Consider the following 20,029-nt stretch of genomic DNA (forward strand, 5'->3'; position numbering starts at 1 on the left):
TAAAACAGATGTATGAGCGCGGAAAGACACAATTGGACCAAAGAGGAAATTCTTGAGATTTATAACCAACCTATGATGGATTTGCTGTTTCGCGCCGCAAATGTTCATCGCGAATTCCACGATCCCAATACAGTTCAGGTTTCTACCCTGCTCTCCATAAAGACCGGGGGATGCCCGGAAGATTGTGGGTACTGCCCGCAGGCTGCCCGGTACCATACAGATATAGAAGGGAACGACCTGATGACGGTTTCCCATGTAAAAGCACAGGCACTCAGAGCTAAAGCTTCGGGAAGTTCCAGGGTGTGCATGGGAGCAGCATGGAGAAACGTGAAAGACGGGCCGGAATTTGACCAGGTCCTGGAAATGGTGCGCACCATCAATAAGCTGGACATGGAGGTTTGTTGTACACTCGGTATGCTTACCGAGAACCAGGCCCAGCGATTGGCCGAGGCGGGGTTATATGCCTATAATCATAACCTGGATACCTCCGAGGATTACTATAAGGATGTTATTTCTACGCGTGCTTTTGAAGACCGTCTGAAAACCATAGACAATGTCAGGAAAAGTAATGTTACCGTTTGCAGCGGTGGGATTATCGGGATGGGCGAAAAACTCGAGGACAGGGCAGGGATGCTGGTTGCCCTGGCAACCCTTAACCCCCAGCCTGAGTCGGTCCCAATCAACGCCCTGGTAGCGGTAGAGGGGACCCCGATGGAAGACATGGAACCCGTGCCGATCTGGGATATGATCCGTATGGTGGCCACAACCCGCATTGTAATGCCGAAGACCCAGGTAAGGCTGTCTGCGGGTAGAACTAATATGAGCCGTGAAGGACAGGCACTTTGCTTCTTCGCCGGGGCTAATTCGATTTTTGCCGGGGATAAACTGCTTACCACACCTAACCCCGATGTGAACGAGGACATGGAAATGTTCAAACTCCTGGGACTGAAACCCCAGCAGGCTTTTGTAAAAGCACCACAGCCTAAGACCGTAGAACAGGAGGAATCGGTGCTGCAACCCCTGGGAGAAAAACCGAAATGGACACGTCCCGGGCACAAGATAGAACGGAACGAGGAGGCCAAGGCTAAGGCCAGGCGCTCTTAAGTTATCGTTAATATACCGGTTCAGCTTCTGCAGCTTTTATAACTTTACAGGCTAAAGAACCAGATTGGCTTTGAACCTACAAGAGATACCAAAAGTTGCTTCTATCAGTAAGGAAGCGTTTATAAGGGACTACTACAAACCGCAGAAACCTGTGGTGCTGCAGGGTTTGGTATCCGATTGGCCCGCTTACCATAAGTGGAGCCTGGAATACATCCGGGATATAGCAGGGTCAAAAGAGGTGCCGTTATATGACAACCGGCCGGTGAGTCATAAAGATGGTTTTAACCAGGCGCACGCCAAGATGCGAATGGATGAGTACATCGATCTTCTTAAAAAAGGGCCCACCCAGTACCGCATTTTTTTATGGAATTTACTCAAAGAGGTTCCTGCCCTGCAGCAGGACTTCAGTTATCCTGACCTGGGGCTACCGTTTTTAAAAAGCCTGCCTATGCTTTTCTTTGGCGGACAGGATGCCTACACCTTTATGCACTATGATATAGACCTGGGGAACATCTTCCACGTACATTTTGAAGGTGAGAAAGAGTGCATTCTCTTTCCCCAGACCCAGACCCCGTACTTATACAAGGTGCCTCATTCCCTGATCACCCATGAGAGTATAGATTTCTCCAACCCGGACCTGGATCACTGGCCGGCCCTGAAACACGCCAGCGGACATCGCACCACCCTTCAACACGGGGAAGTGCTATATATGCCGGAAGGGTACTGGCACTATATGCGCTACCTGGATGCAGGGTTTTCCATGAGCCTGAGAGCATTGCCCTTACGCCCGAAGAACCTGGGAAAAGCACTGTATAATGTGGTCTGGATGCGGTATTATGACGCGATGATGCGCAAACTTAAAGGGGAAGAATGGATCCGCTGGAAGAACGAGGAAGCTATCAGGAGAACCCATGAGCATTTACAGGTCCTGGAACATAGCGAGCAGGCGGGTTAACCGATAAGTTCCCCTAGTTTCTCGTAGACCAGGTGGGATTCCCAGCCACGGTATAACAGGTAATCGGCCAGTTTCTTTTTTCGTTTCAGGGGGTTCTTCTCCCGGATCTGTTCCAGCCTTTTCAGGGCCAGGGCGTGCAGCGTTTCTTCGTATCCTTCCTCGGTCTCTTTTAAAGCTTCGCGGATTATGAATTCCGAGATGTCTCTTTGTTTGAGTTCCATCCGGATACGAACCCTTCCCCATGATTTCTGGTGGTACTTTCCCCTTGCGAAGGCTTTGGCAAAACGCTCTTCATTCAGGTAATTCTCCTGTATCAGGTGTCCTATGATCTGGTCTATGGCCTCGGGGATCATATTCATCTTAAGGAGTTTCTCCCGCACTTCCTTATGGCACCGTTCCTGGTAGGCGCAATAGCTTTCTATCTTGCTCCTGGCTTCGTCCAGGGTGTAAGTTGCACGTGAAAAATACATAGGCCACAAATTTAGCAAGACATTTCACGGGATTTTCCTTCTAAGGGTAACTTTTTGACTTTTACTCCTGTATAAAACCGAATCTGCTCTAACCGATGTTTCCCCAGTCCCCTCTGTAAGTTCAATAGTTCCGGGACCCGGGAGGTTTAACTCTATTGTCCACCCCGGATTCTCCTGGGTAACGGTCAGGGTTTCCAGGGAGTCTTTCCTGGTATAATATACTGAAATGGTATTATCCCCGATTGCCACATTCATAAGGGATACATCAGACCATGTCTCAGGCATCCGGGGTGTCACCTTAACCAGTTTTTCATGTGCCCTGGGCCGGACGCCAAAGAATTGCTGAACGATCGGGATCGCAAAACTATAGATGTTCCATGCCTGGACGATCATCCCGTAATCCGGGGATACTTCGTACATGCTGCCGGGAAGGGCATAACTGAAGGTACGGGTCATTCGCTTCAGGTAGTCCAAAGCCATCTCGGGGCGTCCGTAGTTATTCTCGGCAATTGCCTGTACCCCTGTAGGTAAGGTCATAACGGCCCCTGTATAAGAAAAGACCTTACTCCCTTTAAAGGAACCCTCTTCTTTCCCTGCGCTTTCATCTCGGTCTATTCCTGTTACAAATACGCCATAAGGATTTACAAATTTTTCCGCAGTTTGCAGTGCCTGGATGGCCTTGAGAGAATCGGCTACCTTCATTTCCATTGGAGTGTTAACTACCCAGTTGTGATGTAGTACAAAAGGACGGGGTTTATCGGAGGGTGAGTTCCTGATTTTTTCTGCGGTGCGTTTTAATTCTTCAATGGCCCAGGGTTTGTTCAGGGTATCCGCCCTGATGATCGCATCTTTGATCAATCGCAAGGCCTGCTCGTCTGTTCCAATAAAATCGGCATAAGACTTAAATTCTTCGGACCAGAATTCATTATTGATCTTGGTTTTTAGTTTTTCGGCCAGATCACGATAATATGCGGCAACCTTGGAGTCCCCCATTACGACCGCCATCTGTGCTGCGTCCTCAAATGCCCTTTGAGTATAGACTGCCACGTCTATCATTTCGCTGTCCATCCCGTGGATCTCCATCATCCCGAACCCATCGGGGAAAAGATTCTTATTGGTATCCTTCTCGTCCATCAGCCATTGCAGGCCTTTCTTTACAGTCGGGTAGTATTTCTCCAGGAATTCCCGGTCTCCGGTCCATAAAAAGGTTTCCCAGATAAGGGAGGCGAACTGTGGGGTTTCATTTATATTGCCGGGATTAAATACCTTGCCATTGGTAGACATCTCGTGAATGATGCGCCCATTGCCATTCTCAGCCTCGGACACACTGTCCAGCAGGGAAATGGTTCGTAAGGCCGGCTCCCACTGCCCGATAGCCATATATCCTTTCAGGGCATATTCGCTGTCGACCCCGAACCACCAAGGGTAGTCGGGAATGCCCGCCGTGATACCTGTCCCGATCTCGGGTACGGTTCTTACCAGCCAATCCGAATTGTATTTCAGCCATTCAAAGGCCTCGGCAATTGAGGAATCGGGAATATTCAGTTTGGATCGGGATGCAAGCTGCTGGTATCGCTTTTTCTTGGTAGTAACAAGAGAGACCACCTGATCCCGAATTTCATTAAAGGTTTCCAGGGCTTGTTCTTTCCCATTGTACGACCCGCTTATCACAAGGTTAAGTATTTGTTCTTCCCCGGCTTTTACCTTAAGCGGGTACACTAACGCTGCAGCGGCGCCCTGCCTGGAATAATGTGTATGGGTCTCACGCAATTCCCTGGCTCTGTTCTCTGAGCCTACCACGCTGAACCAGGGATTCGCCTGGTCCTTGAATATCGCCAGATTTTCTTCAAATGTTACGATATCAAGAGTGTCATGCATACCTGTTTCCTCACCCAGCCATGTGGGTCGAAGGTCAGAAAAAGCAGTGAATTCAAAATCGAATTCCAGGTCTTTGTTTCCCGAATTTGAGAAGAGATACTGAATTATTATTCCTTGTTTTCCATCCGGGACTACCTGGAGACGTTTTATTTTCATCGGAATCGCTTCCGGATAGTATTCCAGGACATTGGCCATAGGGTAATTCACAAACCGATCTGCCTTCTCCAGCGATAGAGAATCTCCCTGATGGATCAATCGGGCAGAAAAGCCGTCCATTAATTTTACAGGGTGATTCCAGATTCCCCCCATCTCGCCTTTGATGTGCCATCCTATTTCCTGGAAACTTCCGTCCTGCTGCCCTACCATATAAACTCGATCGCCTGCAGTGACGTAAGGGGAAGAGATGTATTCTGCCCGGCCTTCAATTGACGGTAAGTCCTGCAGTATACCGGTCAGCTGACCTTTGTTCTTCTCCCCGGGGGAACATCCCAGGAACAGGAAAAGAAAAGTAAAGAAATACAGGGATTTCATGGGTTGGTAAAACTTAAAAGATCAGGATTTAAGTTAGTGATTTTAAGGCAAAAAAAAAGCGACTCCCGTTATGGGAATCGCTTTTAATTTAGTTAAGGGTCTGACCTTCTTTGTCTTTAAAACAGTACTCGAGATACGTATACGCATCCCGGGGTTGGATCTTTATCCACTTCTTGTGCTCTAAAAACCATTTAGAACGTATGGAAGGGAAGCCCTTGGTCAGGTATGCCGCAATAAACGGATGGGTGTTCAATGTGATACTTTTGTCTTTCCCGGCACCTTTTAATAGGCGCTCCAGGTCAACGTTGATCTTTTCTATCAGCACAATGGGTGCTTCTATTTCCTGGCCATTACCACTGGGGTTGGCTTCGGTTGTTTTGATCTTCATTTCCGGACGTACCCGTTGTCTTGTGATCTGTATAAGGCCGAACTTGCTCGGAGGCAAGATCTTGTGTTTGGCCCTGTCGTCTTTCATCTCGTTCCTGAGGTGATCGAACAGTTTTCGCCTGTGGTCCGATTTTACCATATCGATAAAATCCACCACGATGATCCCGCCCATATCGCGAAGGCGCAATTGCCTTGCAATTTCAGTAGCGGCCAACAGGTTTACCTCGAAGGCAGTGTCCTCTTGGTTCTTGGCCTTATTAGAACGGTTCCCACTATTGACATCAATTACATGTAATGCCTCTGTGTGTTCTATGATCAGGTAAGCACCTTTACTCATAGAAGCCGTTCGGCCGAAGGAAGTTTTGATCTGGCGATCTATTCCGAATTTTTCAAAAATCGGGACAGGTGACGAATACAGTTTTACAATAGACTCCTTTTCGGGCTCGATTTCCAGAACATAATCCTTGATCTGGTTATAAAGCGTTTCATCATCCACATGTATGCCGGTAAAACTGTCGTTGAAAACATCCCTCAGTATAGAGGAAGCACGATTCATTTCTACCAGGACTTTGGATGGGGTGGGCGCTTTATATAATTTCTTACACATTGCTGTCCATTTATCCAGCAAATTCTGAAGGTCCTTGTCCAACTCGGCGACTTTCTTGCCTTCTGCCACGGTTCTGATGATCACTCCAAATCCCTTGGGCTTAATACTTTTAATAAGCCTTTTAAGTCGGTCTTTCTCCTCTTTACTACCGATCTTCTGGGAAACAGAGACACGATCTGAAAAAGGGACCATAACCAGGTAACGCCCTGCTATCGAAAGCTCGGAGCTGATCCTTGGTCCTTTGGTGGAAATGGGTTCTTTTACTATCTGAACCAGTAGGGATTGATTCGCTTTGATAACATCCTTGATGCTACCATTCTTATCAATATCTTTTTCGAATGGAAAATTCTTCAGGGAAAAGTCTTTAAGCTTCCCCGTACTCGCAGCTTTCACAAATTTTAACATCGAGGCCAACTGTGGTCCCAGGTCGTGGTAATGCAAAAAGGCATCTTTTTCATAGCCAACATTTACGAATGCTGCATTCAGACCGGTAACCGGCTTCCTGATCTTGGCGATCATGATGTCGCCCACGTTAAAATTGTTGGTGTCCTCTTCTTTGTGTAGTTCTATTAATTTTCCATCTTTCAGTAAGGCAAAATCGACGGCATTGGAATTGGATCTTACGACTAATTCTCTATTCACCTGAATCAATTTATATCCACCCCGAATTGGGATGAATGGTTAAACAATATTTGTTGCAGGTTGTATTTAACCCGTCGAAATCCTTTTGGAATTTCTATGTCAATGAACGTATAAAGCGAAAAAGTAGTTATGAAAACTACTTTTTCTTGTGTCGGTTGGCTCTTCTGCGTTTCTTACGCTTGTGAGTAGCCACCTTATGTCTCTTTCTTTTTTTACCACTCGGCATAGAGTTCTACTTTTAAAAGGTTATTATTTTACTTGAACGTTACTTTTTACTCCTTCTACAAAAACCTTTGCAGGTTTAAATGCCGGGATGTTGTGGGCCGGGATCTTTATGGTAGTATTCTTGGAGATGTTCCTTCCGGTCTTTTCAGCCCTGGTTTTGACAATAAAACTTCCGAATCCTCTAAGGTATACATTATCACCGTTTTCCAGTGAAGATTTTACCTCTTCCATAAACGTTTCTACCGTCGCCTGTACGTCTCCTTTTTCAATTCCCAGCTTTTCTGAGATTTTCGATACGATATCCGCTTTCGTCATTGCAAAAATTAATTTTCTATGTGTTTTTAAAGGGATGCAAATATATAAATTAAATTCGTTCTTTCGTCTTAACAAACTAATATTAAGTCCTTAAACCGTTACTTTTGTTCTTTATACCCAGCACATGCATTTTTCTTCCAAAATAATAGACTGGTACAGGGCAAATAAAAGGGAATTGCCCTGGCGAAATACCCGGGACCCTTATAAAATATGGCTTTCGGAGATCATGCTACAGCAAACCAGGGTAGCGCAGGGACTGCCGTATTACGAGTTGTTCCTGGAACATTTCCCGACGGTTCGCGACCTGGCAGAAGCCAGTGAAAAAAAAGTGTTAAAGTTATGGCAGGGACTCGGGTACTATTCCCGTGCCAGGAATCTCCATGCTACAGCGCGGACCATCACCTATGATTACGGTGAAAAATTCCCTGATACCTACCCGGAACTCAAAAAGCTGAAAGGGGTAGGTGATTACACTGCGAGTGCCATTGCTTCTATTGCTTTTGATCGTCCTGAACCCGTGGTAGACGGGAATGTCTACCGGGTACTCTCCCGTTATTTCGGGGTTACCCTCCCCGTGAACAGTACGGAGGGGATGAAATATTTTAAAACACTGGCCCGGGAGGTTATGGACCCGGAACGGGCCGCGGAATACAACCAGGGACTGATGGAGTTCGGGGCTTTGCAATGTACCCCCCGGAACCCCGGCTGTGATACCTGCCCCCTCAACAATTCCTGTGTCGCCCTGCAAAAAGACCAGGTCGGAGAACTGCCTGTAAAGCTCAAAAAATCTAAAGTTCGAAATAGGTATTTTAATTACCTGGTACTCCTCGATGAACACGGTAATACCAGGTTGCAGCAACGGGAAGACAAAGGGATCTGGCAACAGCTGTACGAGTTCCCGCTGGTAGAATCCCAGGAAATACTGGAACAGGAGTCTATATATAATAAGGTAGAGGAAACCCTGCCCGGTTATGATCTCTCCTCAGTCTCCCTGGAAAACGAGGAACCCATCGTTCATAAATTAAGTCACCAGCACCTCCATACCCGTTTCTGGCGTGTTGAAATTCCGGGGGAGTTAGAGCGCGGAATACCCTTGGAAGAACTGGACGAATATCCTGTACCGGTACTGATCGCAGATTATATTAAAACACTTAAAAATTCGTACTTTTGAACCAAGATTAATATTATGAGCGGAACATTGAATAAAGTGATGCTGATCGGGCATCTGGGAGATGAAGTAAAAATGCATTATTTTGAAGGAGGTAACTGCATTGGTAGGTTCCCGATCGCTACCAACGAATCCTATACCAACCGGCAGACAGGTGAAAAGGTCACCACTACCGAATGGCATAACATCGTAGTGCGTAACAAAGCCGCCGAAATATGTGAGAAATACCTGAGTAAAGGGGATAAGATTTATGTAGAGGGAAGGCTAAAGACCCGGCAATGGCAGGGAGAAGACGGCCAGACCCGTTATTCTACGGAGATCCAGGTACAGGATTTTACTTTTCTCACTCCCAAAGAAGGCGGGATGCCAAACCAGGGAGGTGGGGCACAGGCTTCGACTACCCAGGGTCAGCAGAGAAACCAGCCAGAAAGACCTGCGGATACAAGGCCTGTACAACAGGAAGAAGAGGACGATCTGCCATTCTAGTATTGCAAACTAATAACTTGACATTTGGATCCTGACCCCTTAAGTATATTTTTAAGTGAAATAGCCGTAGAACCCGCTTTAATAGCCAGGAGTATCCTGTTGGTGGCGCTGTTGGGTTGTTCTGCCCTTATCTCTGGTGCAGAAGTAGCTTATTTCGGACTTTCTGCCACGGATATCAATGACATTGCGGAAAAGAAGACTACCCGGGGGAATATCGTGGTTTACCTGCTGGATCGCCCGAAGAAACTGCTGGCGACCATCCTGATCGCCAACAACGCGATCAACATCGGGATCGTACTTCTCTTTAATATCATTGGTGATTACATCTTTTCCGGAATCACTTACATGATCTTTGGAGTCGTTTCCCTGAGATTTATCGTGGACGTGGTAATTGCCACATTCCTGATCCTTATGTTCGGTGAAATTTTGCCTAAGATCTACGCCAACAGGAACAGGATCAATTTCGCCCACTTTATGGCCTACCCCTTAAGGGTGCTCGATTTTGTCTTCAGTCCCCTGAGCCTGCCCATGAGATCAGGAACCATCTTCCTCTACCGGAAGCTGGGAAAACAGAAGTCGAACCTCAGTATCGACCATCTTTCCCAGGCCCTGGAACTTACTTCTGAAGGAGATACGACCAAGGAGGAACAACGCATCCTGGAGGGCATTGTGACTTTCGGAAATACAGACACCAAGCAGGTGATGCGCCCGAGGATAGATATTTTTGCCCTTTCTGAATCGATGAAATTCCCAGAGGTCCTGGCCGAGATAAAAGCTCATGGTTATTCGCGAATCCCCGTGTTCTCAGAACATATGGACAATGTAATCGGGGTGCTCTATGTAAAAGACCTGCTGCCTTACCTGGAGCGGAAGACCTTTAACTGGCTTTCCCTGATAAGAGAGCCCTTCTTTGTCCCGGAAAATAAGAAGCTGGATGATCTTCTGCTCGACTTCCAGTCCAAAAAGAATCACCTGGCCGTGGTCGTGGATGAATACGGTGGAACTTCCGGGATCGTAACCCTGGAGGATATTATTGAAGAGATCGTCGGGGATATCAGCGATGAATTCGATGACGAAGACCTGATCTTCTCCAAACTGGATGAGCACAATTACGTATTCGATGGAAAAACTACCTTAAAGGAATTTTACAAGGTGGCCCGGATAGAACATGAAGATGAATTTGAAGCACAGAAAGGAGAATCAGAGACTATTGCCGGTTTCGTCCTGGAAATAGCAGGCAGTTTTCCGAAGAGAGGTGAATCTGTTCATTTTAACGGCTACAAGTTCGTGGTAGAAAGCCTGGACAGGAAACGCCTGAAACAAATTAAAGTTACTATTCCCCATGCCACTACTTAGAAATGCCAGCCTAATATTCATAGCCCTGTTGTTCCTTAATGGCTGCGGGGAAGAGCCATTGCCTAAACCAAGGGCAATGTTACGGCTGAGTTACCCGGAAGCAAAAATGTCCGGGTGGCAGGGAGATTGTCCTTACGGTTTTGAATACAACAGCAGGGCAGAACTGGAAGTGGGTCCTGGTTGTGCCCTCACCCTGGACTATCCCCGGATGAAAGGAGCTATCTACATCACCTATAAAAAGGTAGAAGACAACCTGCAATCCTTGCTCACTGACGCCCAGAAGCTTTCTTATGAACATGTGGTCAAAGCTGATAATATCCTGGAGCAACCCTTTGTGAATAAAGATCAACGGGTATACGGGATGTTTTACGAGGTCAGGGGGAATGCTGCCTCCCAGGCACAATTTTATGTAACAGACAGTACCGATCATTTTGTGACGGGCTCCCTTTATTTTTACGCCAAACCGAATTACGATTCGATCTACCCGGCAGCAGTTTACCTGCAGAAAGATATTCGGAAAATCATGGAAACCCTGAAATGGCAATAGGATATGGTAGGGGCTGAAGAACTTTTGGAATGTCATAAGACCATTGCTCCCCATATTCACCGTACCCCGGTGCTAACATCACGATTGCTGAACCAGATGGTGGGTGCCAGCTTGTATTTTAAATGCGAGAACTTCCAGCGGATGGGAGCTTTTAAAATGAGGGGGGCAATCCAGGCTATCATGCAGCTGCCCGAAGAAAAGCGTGCAAAGGGAGTGGTAACCCACTCCTCGGGCAATTTTGCCCAGGCGCTCTCCCTGGCTGCTCAAAGCCTGGGGGTGAAAGCTTATATCGTAATGCCAAGAACTGCCACGGCGGTTAAGAAAAGGGCGGTGATCGGGTACGGGGGTGAAGTGTATGATTGCGATCCCAACCTGCAGGCCAGGGAATCCCTTTCTAAAGAAATAGAAGAAAAGACCGGCGCAACTTTTATCCACCCTTCCAATGATATGAACGTGATCCTCGGGAACAGTACTGCGGCTACCGAGCTGCTGCAGGATTACCCGGACCTGGAGGTGATCCTGTGCCCCGTCGGCGGGGGAGGACTGGTGGCCGGAACAGCACTTTCCGCTCACTTTTTCGGAAAAAATTGCCGGGTTATAGGGGCAGAGCCTATGAAGGCTGATGACGCCTACCGTTCCTTCCATAGCGGGAAAATCGAAAGCAATGAGACTGCAGATACGGTAGCCGATGGACTCCGTACTATGCTGGGGGACATTAATTTCCCCATCATCAGGAAATATGTCAGTGCTATAGAAAGAGTGGAGGAGGATGATATCGTGCCGGCCATGCGCCTCATCTGGGAGCGACTCAAGATAACGGCAGAACCTTCCTGCGCAGTTCCCTTCGCCGCAGCCCTGCAGTTAAAAGAAGAGCTGAGAGGCAAGAAGGTCGGGATCATTATCTCCGGCGGTAATGTTGACCTGGAGAACCTGCCCTTTTAATCACTGTATTGTATCAGTCTCCAGTAATTCGCGGGCCATTTTAATGCTCGAATTAATATTTTCCCTTACCGCTTTGATCTTTTCTTCTTCTTCCAGCAACCATTCCTTTTTTTCTTCGGACAATTCTTTTCCATTGATGATCTCGTCCGGTTCAAAGCGATCTCCGAAATTCTGCATCCAGTCCATCATATCCTGGTGCGCTTCCTGCAGTTCTTCCATGGCTTCGGCATATTCCTGCCCCCTTTCCGTTGAGTCGATCCTGGATTTCATCTCCCCGACCAACTTACTGAGCTCACCCATCCTTGGCATCGCTTCATCGTGAATTTCCATGACCTGCTGCATGCGCGCGTCTGAATCTTTGGTATTCTCCTGATCCTTGCAACCGAGAACAAGGAGAAATATGAGAAGTAGAGGAATTTGCAGTGTTTTTAGCATCGTATCATCTTTTGAATGTTAAAATTAATAAATAACCGGGCATATATTTCAACAAAAAACCAGACTTTTGAGGCCTTTCAATGTTCCCTATGAGTGATGTAAACAGGAGATGGTTTTATCTGGTCGTATTATCGGTCATATGGGGAACCTCGTATATCCTTATTAAAAAAGGCCTGCAAGGCTTCTCTCCAATCCAGCTGGGTTCGGTGAGAATGGTGATGACGGCGACTTTCCTATTGCTGTTCGGTTACCGCTCTCTACGGAAGATAGGAAAGAAGGAATGGAAATGGGTGGCCCTGTCGGGGTTTATCGGGAGCTTTTTCCCAGCCTTCCTCTTTGCCTTTGCGGAAACCGAAATAGACAGCAGTATTGCCTCTATCCTGAATTCCCTTGTCCCCTTGTTTACCATTTTCGTTGGGTATATTGTCTTCAAAATACCCTTTTACAGGAACCAGGTAATTGGGGTGATCATAGGTCTCGTGGGGGCTGCCATGCTGGTGGGGATAGGAGCCGATATTAACCCGGGACAGAATTACTGGTATGCCGGCCTGGTGATCCTGGCAACTGTCTTTTATGCTTTTAATGCCAACATCATTAAGAACAAGCTGTCCGGGGTAAGCCCGATGGGCATTGCCGCCGGGAATTTTGCCGTGGTGCTGCTGCCTTCCCTGGTCGTACTTGCATTCTCAGGGGCTTTCAGTACCAAGGTTACTACGGGTGAATATTTCCTGAGTTCCCTGGGGTATGTTTTTATCCTCAGCGTGGTAGGCACCTGCTTTGCCAAAGTGATGTTCAATAAGCTCGTCCATATTTCAACCCCGGTGTTTTCGGTCTCTGTAACATATCTTATCCCCGTTGTCGGCGTAATCTGGGGCCTGCTGGACGGGGAGCGATTTTCTCTGTGGCAGCTCCTGGCGGCGGCGGTGATCCTTTTCGGGGTTTACCTCGTGAACCGACGCAAAAGCAGTAGCGGATCCGGTGCTGCCTGAGCCTTAATATCAGCTGTGTCCGGGTGAAAGCGTATAGCGATCCGGTCCTCCTCCCGGGATACTTTCGGAATTTATCCTTAAAATACCAGCCTTTGAGATGGGTTTTTATGGAATATACTTCAACTATTATTATCTTTAGAAGTATAATTAACGTTCCCGTTTATGAAATTGTTCACATTACCAATTCGGTTTGGAATCGCCACCAGTGGGTCCCTGATAGCATATTTCCTTATATTATCGCTGTTCGGACTTCATACCAATGTCTTTTACAGCCTTTTTAACGGGGTGATCACTGGCTTTGGGATCTACGAGGCCATAAAGTACATGCGTATCCAGCAGCGTGAAAAATTCAACTACACCATGGGCTTTACCACCGGCATCATTACCGGCTTTATGGCAACCCTGATCTTTACGGTGTTTTTCGCGATCTACAGTACAGAACTGAACCGGGATTTCCTGGAAGAGCTCTCAACCGTTTGGTTTAAAGACTATAAGAATTTTGAAGGTATTGTTTTCTTCACCGTCGCCATCATGGGGTTCGCAACCAGCCTGGTGCTGACCTTGTCTTTTATGCAGCTTTTTAAAACTTCGAGGAACCAGGGTAAAAAATCGGCTGAATTTCCTAAAAAGTCCTTGTGAATTTGCAATTTAGGCGTATATTTGCACCCGCCTTTGGGATACCTCCCGTGTTCCGTACCAGGCAATTAAGAAACAAATTAATACACAAGCTATGTACGCAATTGTAGAGATAGCAGGGCAGCAATTCAAAGTTGCAAAAGACCAGAAAGTGTATGTACACCGTCTGAAAGAAGAGGAAGGTAACAAAGTTACTTTTGACAATGTACTTCTTTTAGAAGATGGTAGTGACATCACGATCGGCGCCCCGGCTATAGACGGAGCTTCAGTTGAAGCCAAAGTCATTAAGCACCTTAAAGGTGACAAGGTAATCGTCTTCAAGAAGAAAAGACGTAAGGGGTATCGCAAGAAGAATGGCCACCGTCAGTACCTGACAGAACTGGTTATTTCTGATATCGTTGCTAAAGGATCTAAGAAGAAAGAAGCTCCTAAAGCTAAAGCTGAGCCTAAGAAAGAAGAGACTGCTGCTAAAGCTACTCCTAAGGCTAAAAAAGAAGAAGCTTCCCAGGATCTGAGCAAGAACACGGTAGCTGAGCTTAGAGAAATGGCTAAAGCTAAAGGCGTAGAAGGATATTCTTCTATGAAGAAAGCTGAGTTGATCGAAGCGATCGAGAAAAAATAAAAGTACAACCTGCGCATTGGGTCTATTCCCGGGACGCGCATAAAATAAATTATCATGGCACATAAAAAAGGTGTTGGTAGTTCCAAGAACGGTAGAGAATCAGAATCGAAACGACTAGGCGTGAAGATTTTTGGTGGACAAGCTGCTATGGCGGGGAATATCCTTGTCAGGCAACGTGGTACCAAGCACAATCCCGGTGAGAATGTTTACGCCGGTAAAGATCATACTTTACATGCCAGAGTTGATGGTATCGTAAAATTCGATAAGAAAGCCGGAGGGAAATCCTACGTTTCTATCGAGCCGTTTGAAGCATAATTTTCAAACGTATTACAGCATAAAGAACCCGGTATCTACCGGGTTTTTTTATGGCTTTAATCTAAGTGCCGGATGGCTGAACCTCACAGTAGACACTATCCTCTTCCGCAGCGATCTCAGCATAGGGAAGATCCCGACCCACGCGGGGGGTTTACGCCAAAAAAAATCCCCGTGACAAAAGTCACAGGGATTATAATTTATTTGAATTTCTCAGAGATTAGTAACGGTAGTAATCCGGTTTAAACGGACCTTTTACGGTCACCCCTATGTATTCGGCCTGCTCTTCATTTAACTCGGTCAGCTCGGCACCCAGCCTGGAGAGGTGCAGTGCAGCCACCTTCTCATCCAGGTGTTTTGGAAGCATATAAACCTTGTTCTCGTATTTGTCAGTGTGTTTCCACAGTTCGATCTGTGCCAGCGTCTGGTTGGTGAAGGAGTTACTCATCACGAAACTTGGGTGCCCGGTAGCACATCCTAAGTTGACCAAACGGCCTTCAGCAAGAACGATAATGTTCTTCCCATCTACCGTGTACATGTCAACCTGGGGTTTGATCTCGTCCTTGGTATCCCCGTAATTACCGTTCAGCCAGGCCATGTCTATCTCGTTGTCAAAATGACCGATGTTACAAACTATAGCCTTATCGCGCATAGCTCTGAAATGCTCTTCACGGATAATATCTTTATTCCCGGTAGCGGTGCAGATAATGTCAGCATTCCCGATAACGGTCTCCAGCTTTTTTACTTCAAAGCCGTCCATGGCAGCCTGTAAGGCACAGATAGGATCGATCTCCGTAACTGTTACAATGGCTCCGGCACCCCTGAAAGAAGCAGCGGTTCCTTTCCCAACGTCTCCATAACCGGCCACAACAACGCGTTTCCCTGCAAGCATGGTGTCAGTAGCCCTGCGGATAGCATCTACTGCACTTTCCCTGCAACCATATTTATTGTCAAACTTAGACTTTGTCACAGAGTCGTTCACGTTAATGGCAGGCATCGGAAGTGTTCCTTTCTTCATCCTCTCGTACAACCTGTGAACCCCGGTGGTGGTCTCTTCTGAAAGTCCCTTGATCCCTGCTCCTAGTTCAGGATACTGGTCCAGTACCATATTAGTAAGGTCGCCCCCATCATCGAGTATCATATTAAGTGGCTTCCTTTCTTCCCCGAAGAACAGGGTCTGCTCTATACACCAGTTAAATTCCTCCTCAGTCATCCCTTTCCAGGCATATACCGGGATTCCTGCTGCTGCAATAGCTGCTGCTGCATGATCCTGGGTAGAGAAAATATTGCAGGAGCTCCAGGTAACCTCGGCCCCAAGCGCAACCAGGGTTTCGATCAGCACTGCTGTCTGTATTGTCATATGGAGACAACCGGCAATACGCGCCCCTTTAAGAGGCTGGGATTCCCCGTATTCTTCTCGTAATGACATCAACCCGGGCATCTCTGCCTCGGCCAGGGTTATTTCTTTCCGGCCCCAATCTGCAAGGGCAATATCTTTTACCTTATAGGGTACATAAGGAACAGTTTTGGTACTCATATCCTTTTTTATTTTTACTTTCGTTAAAGAGCCTTTTTCGCGCTGAAACAGCGAAAACAAAGGTAATAATAAGTTAAGTAATCCTATGCCTCTTTACAAAACTATAACAGTAACTGAGCACATTACAGTGTACATCTGGAAGATCACCGAATCAGAGGAGGAATTGGCCAAAGGTATACAGCTGACCCCCGAATGCAAAAGCAGGATGGACGGCATGAAATCTGAATTGCACCGCCGGGGCTTTTTGAGTATACGCCACCTGATGGCAGAAGCTGGATACGAGGATAAAGATTTGTTTTACGATGAAGGCGGCAAGCCCCACCTGAAAGACGGCAATAAAATAAGCATTAGTCACTCCCACCAGTTCACCACAATAATTATCAGCAAGGAACAAGAGGTGGGTATAGATATCGAGATGCAGCGCGAAAAGATCCTCCGGATCGCCAACAAATTTACGCCTCTGGAAGAATACAGGACCCTGGCGAATTCCGAGGCGCTGATCCGCAAGCTTACAATAGTATGGGGAGCAAAAGAATCGCTCTATAAAATTTATGCGAAACAAGGGCTTAGCTTCCTTCACCATGTTGATGTCAAGGATTTTTCTTTTGACGACAGTGAGACCACCGCGGAGATTCTTTATCACGGCGATGCTTCCGAATACCGTATATCCTTCCTGGAATTTGAAGGATTCACATGCGTCTATGCCATAAAGAATTCCTGAGTCATCTATAAACCCAAAATATCCAGAGCACCACAATGAATATTTCTGTAGAACTTACGCTTACTCCATTACAGGACGAATACGAACCGGCGATCATCAACTTTATTAAAAAACTGAGGGATTCCGGCCTGACAGTACTTGAAAATCCCCTCAGTACCCAGGTTTACGGCGAATATGATGAGGTGATGGCACTCCTGCAACAGGAAATCAGGATCGCCTTTGATGCAGTTGAAAGAGGGTTGTTATACATGAAGATAGTCAAATCTGACCGAAGCGATTATGAACCTCATTTCTGATTGGATCTTTTCACAGTATGAAGGGGTGGAGGCTTACCTGGTAATACTGGAAATGATCGCGGTTTTCTTTGGGTTCCTAAGCGTGTGGTACGCCAAACGGGAGAACATCCTGGTGTTCCCCACCGGCATTATCAGTACAGCGATCTTTGTATACATCCTTGCAATCTTTGGCCTGATAGGCGATATGCTGATCAATGGTTATTACTTTGCCATGAGTATAATTGGGTGGTACAACTGGACCCGGAAGGTCGATGATACTCATTATATCCCCATCACCACAACGACAGTAAAAGAGAAGCGATGGTCCGTCCTGTTATTCCTGGGTACTGTGATATTTGTCACCATTGTCTATTACCTGCTGGACCGGTTCAATACCTGGACTGCTTATGTAGACACCCTGACCACTGCGATCTTTTTCGTGGGAATGTGGCTGATGGCAAGGAAGAAACTGGAGAACTGGGTATACTGGATCATCGGGGACCTGATCTCGGTACCGCTCTACTGGTATAAAGGCCTTATCTTTACTTCCCTGCAGTATTTCCTGTTCACCCTGATTGCAATTTTTGGTTACCTAGCATGGAAGAAAGACTTAAACAAAAGCCCTCAGACCTTATTAAGATAGTGTTGTTCGGTCCGGAATCTACCGGTAAGACCACCCTCGCCCGGCAACTGGCTGAACATTATAAAGAACCCTGGGTGCCTGAGTATGCCCGGGAATACCTGCAGGAGAAATGGGACCGGGTGCAAAAAACCTGCGAACCCCAAGATCTTGTGCCCATTGCTATCGGGCAGATGCGGCTGGAAAATGCCCTGGCCGAGAAGGCAGACCGCCTGCTGATCTGCGATACAGACCTGCTCGAAACTAAAGTGTATTCCGAAGCCTACTACCTCGGAAGCTGTGATCCGCTGCTCGAAAAATACGCCTTACAGAATCAGTACAACCTGTATTTCCTGACAGGGATCGATGTACCCTGGGAAAAAGATGACCTGCGTGACAAACCAAACGAAAGAGAGCAAATGTTTGATTATTTCAGGTCAACCCTTGAAAAATATCATCGTAATTTCGTTACTTTAAGAGGAGACGAATCCTCCCGTTTCCAAACCGCAATCGCCCATATAGATAAATTATTAGCAGCATGAGTACATTCACAGAAAAGGATCAGAAACAATTTAAATCAAGGGGAATTTCTGAACAGAAGGTCCGGGAACAGATAGAGATGTTTAAAGAGGGGATTCCCTTCGTGCAACTGGAAAAGGCTGCTGTGGTCGATGATGGTATCCTTAAGCTTACCCCGGGACAGGAAAGTGAATATATTCACTATTTCGAGGAGAATAAAAAGGATAAGGATCTGCTGAAATTCGTACCGGCCTCCGGCGCAGCCTCCCGTATGTTCAAAACGCTGTTCACCTTTCTTTCTGATTTTGATCCCAGCGAGGAATCGCTGGACGATTACTTTGAACGGACGGGAGATAAAGCCATGAAACGTTTCGTGGACGGGATTACGGATTTTCCTTTTTATACAATGATCCGCAGCAGGATAAAGGGAAAAGTTAGTTCCAAGGATGAGGAGGTTTACCTCTTCGTGGCAGAGATGCTGGAAGAAGACAAACTGAACTATGGGTTCTATCCCAAAGGCTTATTACCCTTCCATAATTACCGGGATTACCTCGCTACCCCTTTTGAAGAACATCTGAAAGAAGGCGCTGCCTATGCGAGTAAGGATAACAATGCCAGCCTGCATTTCACCATTTCCGAACAGCACGGGGACCTGTTCAACAACGAATTCAGTGCTATAAAAGACAGGGTATCCAGCCAGACCCAGACCTCCTTCAATATCAGCTATTCTTATCAGAAGTCCTCCACGGATACCATTGCGGTAAACATGGAGAATGAACCCTTCAGGGAAGCGGATGGAAGTATTTTATTCCGGCCGGGCGGCCATGGGGCACTGATCGAGAATTTAGACGAGCAAGACGCAGACCTGATCTTTATTAAGAATATTGATAACGTAGTTGTTCCTGAACAGGCGGGCGAGGTGATCCGCTCTAAAAAACTTCTTGCCGGCCTGCTGCTGCAGGTGCAGGAAAAGGCTTTTGAATATGCAGCCATGCTCGATAAAGGAGACCTCCATGGAGAACAGATACAGGAGATTCGCGAATTCCTGGAAAACCGGCTGAACGTAAGGTTTACGGACAAATTCCAGGGTTACAGTGCAGCCCAGCAACTGGAAATACTGAAAGATAAGCTGGATCGCCCGATAAGGGTTTGCGGGATGGTGAAGAACGAAGGGGAGCCCGGGGGAGGCCCGTTCTGGATCAGGGATGAACACAACAACGTGTCCCTGCAGATCATTGAATCTGCCCAGGTGGATACCAAGAACGGGAAACAATTATCCCTTTTCAGGGATGCCACACATTTTAACCCGGTAGACCTGGTCTGCTCGGTAAAGAATCATCGCGGCGAAAAGTATCACCTTACTAATTATGTGAATCCACGCCTCGCCTTCATTACACAGAAGACAAAGGAAGGTCAGAAACTTAAGGCGCTCGAATTACCGGGGCTGTGGAATGGAGCCATGGCTTTCTGGAATACTATTTTTGTTGAAGTACCGCTGGAGACCTTTAACCCCGTCAAGACGGTAAATGACCTTTTAAAGCCCGCTCACCAGGTACGGTAATCAACTCTTTTTTCATATTGTACAGAAAAGTGTGTAAGGTTTACACACTTTTCTTGCTTCTTACCCACTGCTATACGTTCCGGAAAGGACTGACATACACCCTAAAATGCTGAAAACAAGTAGTTTAACTATATTTTCAGTAGCGAGATCCCGCTGGCACAATTATTTCGTATGTATGAGTGAGTACAAA

22 protein-coding genes are annotated in these 20,029 nt (G+C 46.7%); 16 read left to right on the forward strand and 6 right to left on the reverse strand.

The genetic code is table 11. From position 1 onward, the window contains the following. Positions 1-12: 12 nt before the first annotated feature. On the forward strand, positions 13-1,104 hold the full coding sequence (gene bioB, locus CLV82_RS04905) for a biotin synthase BioB (protein WP_133643163.1): 1,092 nt from the start codon (positions 13-15) through the stop codon (positions 1,102-1,104). Positions 1,105-1,168: 64 nt separating this feature from the next. Then, positions 1,169-2,059: a cupin-like domain-containing protein gene (locus tag CLV82_RS04910; protein ID WP_133643164.1), complete on the forward strand. Its 891-nt coding sequence runs from the start codon at positions 1,169-1,171 to the stop codon at positions 2,057-2,059. Here the strand turns inward: CLV82_RS04910 and CLV82_RS04915 are convergent. From CLV82_RS04915 to CLV82_RS04930, 4 genes are all read right to left on the reverse strand, one after another. Continuing rightward, positions 2,056-2,529: a regulatory protein RecX gene (locus tag CLV82_RS04915; protein WP_133643165.1), complete on the reverse strand. Its 474-nt coding sequence runs from the start codon at positions 2,527-2,529 to the stop codon at positions 2,056-2,058. The two genes, CLV82_RS04910 and CLV82_RS04915, sit on opposite strands and share 4 nt — an antisense overlap. A 24-nt stretch (positions 2,530-2,553) precedes the next feature. Then, a complete protein-coding gene (locus CLV82_RS04920) occupies positions 2,554-4,938 on the reverse strand; it encodes an alpha-L-rhamnosidase-related protein (protein ID WP_133643166.1) in 2,385 nt (794 codons plus the stop codon). An 88-nt stretch (positions 4,939-5,026) separates the two neighbouring features. Then, complete coding sequence (locus tag CLV82_RS04925; RefSeq protein WP_133643167.1) at positions 5,027-6,574, reverse strand: Rne/Rng family ribonuclease; 1,548 nt, start codon at positions 6,572-6,574, stop codon at positions 5,027-5,029. Positions 6,575-6,823: 249 nt separating this feature from the next. Continuing rightward, positions 6,824-7,114: an HU family DNA-binding protein gene (locus tag CLV82_RS04930; RefSeq protein ID WP_133643168.1), complete on the reverse strand. Its 291-nt coding sequence runs from the start codon at positions 7,112-7,114 to the stop codon at positions 6,824-6,826. Positions 7,115-7,238: 124 nt separating this feature from the next. Here CLV82_RS04930 and mutY point away from each other — a divergent pair, with 124 nt between their 5' ends. The 5 genes from mutY to CLV82_RS04955 are packed head-to-tail and all read left to right on the forward strand — an operon-like array spanning position 7,239 to position 11,613. Further along, entirely contained in the window at positions 7,239-8,285 is a 1,047-nt protein-coding gene (gene mutY, locus CLV82_RS04935; RefSeq protein WP_133643169.1) for an A/G-specific adenine glycosylase, read from the forward strand. A 15-nt stretch (positions 8,286-8,300) separates the two neighbouring features. After that, a complete protein-coding gene (locus CLV82_RS04940) occupies positions 8,301-8,768 on the forward strand; it encodes a single-stranded DNA-binding protein (RefSeq protein WP_133643170.1) in 468 nt (155 codons plus the stop codon). Between the two features lie 24 nt (positions 8,769-8,792). After that, positions 8,793-10,124, forward strand: coding sequence for a gliding motility-associated protein GldE (locus tag CLV82_RS04945; RefSeq protein ID WP_133643171.1), 1,332 nt, complete (start codon positions 8,793-8,795; stop codon positions 10,122-10,124). Continuing rightward, the gene (gldD, locus tag CLV82_RS04950; protein WP_133643172.1) at positions 10,111-10,671 is read left to right on the forward strand and encodes a gliding motility lipoprotein GldD; all 561 of its coding nucleotides are present in this window, start codon (positions 10,111-10,113) and stop codon (positions 10,669-10,671) included. The genes CLV82_RS04945 and gldD overlap by 14 nt, the downstream gene beginning before the upstream one ends. Positions 10,672-10,674: 3 nt before the next feature. Beyond that, positions 10,675-11,613: a pyridoxal-phosphate dependent enzyme gene (locus CLV82_RS04955; protein WP_133643173.1), complete on the forward strand. Its 939-nt coding sequence runs from the start codon at positions 10,675-10,677 to the stop codon at positions 11,611-11,613. Here the strand turns inward: CLV82_RS04955 and CLV82_RS04960 are convergent, their stop codons facing one another. Then, entirely contained in the window at positions 11,614-12,048 is a 435-nt protein-coding gene (locus CLV82_RS04960) for a hypothetical protein (protein ID WP_133643174.1), read from the reverse strand. A gap of 89 nt (positions 12,049-12,137) precedes the next feature. Here CLV82_RS04960 and CLV82_RS04965 point away from each other — a divergent pair, with 89 nt between their 5' ends. The 4 genes from CLV82_RS04965 (at position 12,138) to rpmA (ending at position 14,610) form a co-directional block, all read left to right on the forward strand. Further along, positions 12,138-13,037: a DMT family transporter gene (locus CLV82_RS04965; protein ID WP_133643175.1), complete on the forward strand. Its 900-nt coding sequence runs from the start codon at positions 12,138-12,140 to the stop codon at positions 13,035-13,037. A 162-nt stretch (positions 13,038-13,199) separates the two neighbouring features. Next, the gene (locus CLV82_RS04970; protein ID WP_133643176.1) at positions 13,200-13,676 is read left to right on the forward strand and encodes a DUF4199 domain-containing protein; all 477 of its coding nucleotides are present in this window, start codon (positions 13,200-13,202) and stop codon (positions 13,674-13,676) included. A gap of 91 nt (positions 13,677-13,767) precedes the next feature. Further along, entirely contained in the window at positions 13,768-14,295 is a 528-nt protein-coding gene (rplU, locus tag CLV82_RS04975; protein WP_133643177.1) for a 50S ribosomal protein L21, read from the forward strand. A gap of 54 nt (positions 14,296-14,349) precedes the next feature. Beyond that, complete coding sequence (gene rpmA / locus CLV82_RS04980) at positions 14,350-14,610, forward strand: 50S ribosomal protein L27 (protein ID WP_133643178.1); 261 nt, start codon at positions 14,350-14,352, stop codon at positions 14,608-14,610. A 217-nt stretch (positions 14,611-14,827) separates the two neighbouring features. On the opposite strand, the gene ahcY is transcribed toward rpmA, so the two are convergent. Continuing rightward, positions 14,828-16,144 (reverse strand): adenosylhomocysteinase, encoded by a 1,317-nt coding sequence (gene ahcY, locus CLV82_RS04985; protein WP_133643179.1) that lies wholly within the window; start codon positions 16,142-16,144, stop codon positions 14,828-14,830. Between the two features lie 85 nt (positions 16,145-16,229). Here ahcY and CLV82_RS04990 point away from each other — a divergent pair, with 85 nt between their 5' ends. The 5 genes from CLV82_RS04990 to CLV82_RS05010 are packed head-to-tail and all read left to right on the forward strand — an operon-like array spanning position 16,230 to position 19,839. Beyond that, on the forward strand, positions 16,230-16,865 hold the full coding sequence (locus CLV82_RS04990; protein ID WP_133643180.1) for a 4'-phosphopantetheinyl transferase family protein: 636 nt from the start codon (positions 16,230-16,232) through the stop codon (positions 16,863-16,865). A gap of 35 nt (positions 16,866-16,900) precedes the next feature. Beyond that, positions 16,901-17,161, forward strand: a complete 261-nt coding sequence (locus CLV82_RS04995; protein WP_133643181.1) for a thiamine-binding protein — start codon at positions 16,901-16,903, stop codon at positions 17,159-17,161. Continuing rightward, complete coding sequence (pnuC, locus tag CLV82_RS05000; RefSeq protein WP_133643182.1) at positions 17,145-17,783, forward strand: nicotinamide riboside transporter PnuC; 639 nt, start codon at positions 17,145-17,147, stop codon at positions 17,781-17,783. Before CLV82_RS04995 ends, pnuC begins: the two co-directional genes overlap by 17 nt. Continuing rightward, positions 17,738-18,301, forward strand: a complete 564-nt coding sequence (locus CLV82_RS05005) for an AAA family ATPase (RefSeq protein WP_133643183.1) — start codon at positions 17,738-17,740, stop codon at positions 18,299-18,301. Before pnuC ends, CLV82_RS05005 begins: the two co-directional genes overlap by 46 nt. After that, on the forward strand, positions 18,298-19,839 hold the full coding sequence (locus CLV82_RS05010) for a DUF4301 family protein (protein WP_133643184.1): 1,542 nt from the start codon (positions 18,298-18,300) through the stop codon (positions 19,837-19,839). The genes CLV82_RS05005 and CLV82_RS05010 overlap by 4 nt, the downstream gene beginning before the upstream one ends. Positions 19,840-20,029: the final 190 nt, after the last annotated feature.

This window comes from Zeaxanthinibacter enoshimensis (genome assembly GCF_004362865.1).
Lineage (GTDB): Bacteria > Bacteroidota > Bacteroidia > Flavobacteriales > Flavobacteriaceae > Zeaxanthinibacter > Zeaxanthinibacter enoshimensis.

What these genes read in the sequence shown, in the direction of transcription:
- CLV82_RS04930 (WP_133643168.1), bottom strand. Translation starts at nt 7,114, where the DNA reads ATGACGAAAGCGGATATCGTATCGAAAATCTCAGAAAAGCTGGGAATT.
- CLV82_RS04990 (WP_133643180.1), top strand. Translation starts at nt 16,230, where the DNA reads ATGCCTCTTTACAAAACTATAACAGTAACTGAGCACATTACAGTGTAC.
- CLV82_RS04915 (WP_133643165.1), bottom strand. Translation starts at nt 2,529, where the DNA reads ATGTATTTTTCACGTGCAACTTACACCCTGGACGAAGCCAGGAGCAAG.
- CLV82_RS04995 (WP_133643181.1), top strand. Translation starts at nt 16,901, where the DNA reads ATGAATATTTCTGTAGAACTTACGCTTACTCCATTACAGGACGAATAC.
- pnuC (WP_133643182.1), top strand. Translation starts at nt 17,145, where the DNA reads ATGAACCTCATTTCTGATTGGATCTTTTCACAGTATGAAGGGGTGGAG.
- CLV82_RS04960 (WP_133643174.1), bottom strand. Translation starts at nt 12,048, where the DNA reads ATGCTAAAAACACTGCAAATTCCTCTACTTCTCATATTTCTCCTTGTT.
- CLV82_RS04965 (WP_133643175.1), top strand. Translation starts at nt 12,138, where the DNA reads ATGAGTGATGTAAACAGGAGATGGTTTTATCTGGTCGTATTATCGGTC.
- CLV82_RS04955 (WP_133643173.1), top strand. Translation starts at nt 10,675, where the DNA reads ATGGTAGGGGCTGAAGAACTTTTGGAATGTCATAAGACCATTGCTCCC.
- mutY (WP_133643169.1), top strand. Translation starts at nt 7,239, where the DNA reads ATGCATTTTTCTTCCAAAATAATAGACTGGTACAGGGCAAATAAAAGG.
- ahcY (WP_133643179.1), bottom strand. Translation starts at nt 16,144, where the DNA reads ATGAGTACCAAAACTGTTCCTTATGTACCCTATAAGGTAAAAGATATT.
- CLV82_RS05010 (WP_133643184.1), top strand. Translation starts at nt 18,298, where the DNA reads ATGAGTACATTCACAGAAAAGGATCAGAAACAATTTAAATCAAGGGGA.
- bioB (WP_133643163.1), top strand. Translation starts at nt 13, where the DNA reads ATGAGCGCGGAAAGACACAATTGGACCAAAGAGGAAATTCTTGAGATT.
- CLV82_RS04940 (WP_133643170.1), top strand. Translation starts at nt 8,301, where the DNA reads ATGAGCGGAACATTGAATAAAGTGATGCTGATCGGGCATCTGGGAGAT.
- CLV82_RS04970 (WP_133643176.1), top strand. Translation starts at nt 13,200, where the DNA reads ATGAAATTGTTCACATTACCAATTCGGTTTGGAATCGCCACCAGTGGG.
- CLV82_RS04920 (WP_133643166.1), bottom strand. Translation starts at nt 4,938, where the DNA reads ATGAAATCCCTGTATTTCTTTACTTTTCTTTTCCTGTTCCTGGGATGT.
- CLV82_RS05005 (WP_133643183.1), top strand. Translation starts at nt 17,738, where the DNA reads ATGGAAGAAAGACTTAAACAAAAGCCCTCAGACCTTATTAAGATAGTG.
- rplU (WP_133643177.1), top strand. Translation starts at nt 13,768, where the DNA reads ATGTACGCAATTGTAGAGATAGCAGGGCAGCAATTCAAAGTTGCAAAA.
- gldD (WP_133643172.1), top strand. Translation starts at nt 10,111, where the DNA reads ATGCCACTACTTAGAAATGCCAGCCTAATATTCATAGCCCTGTTGTTC.
- rpmA (WP_133643178.1), top strand. Translation starts at nt 14,350, where the DNA reads ATGGCACATAAAAAAGGTGTTGGTAGTTCCAAGAACGGTAGAGAATCA.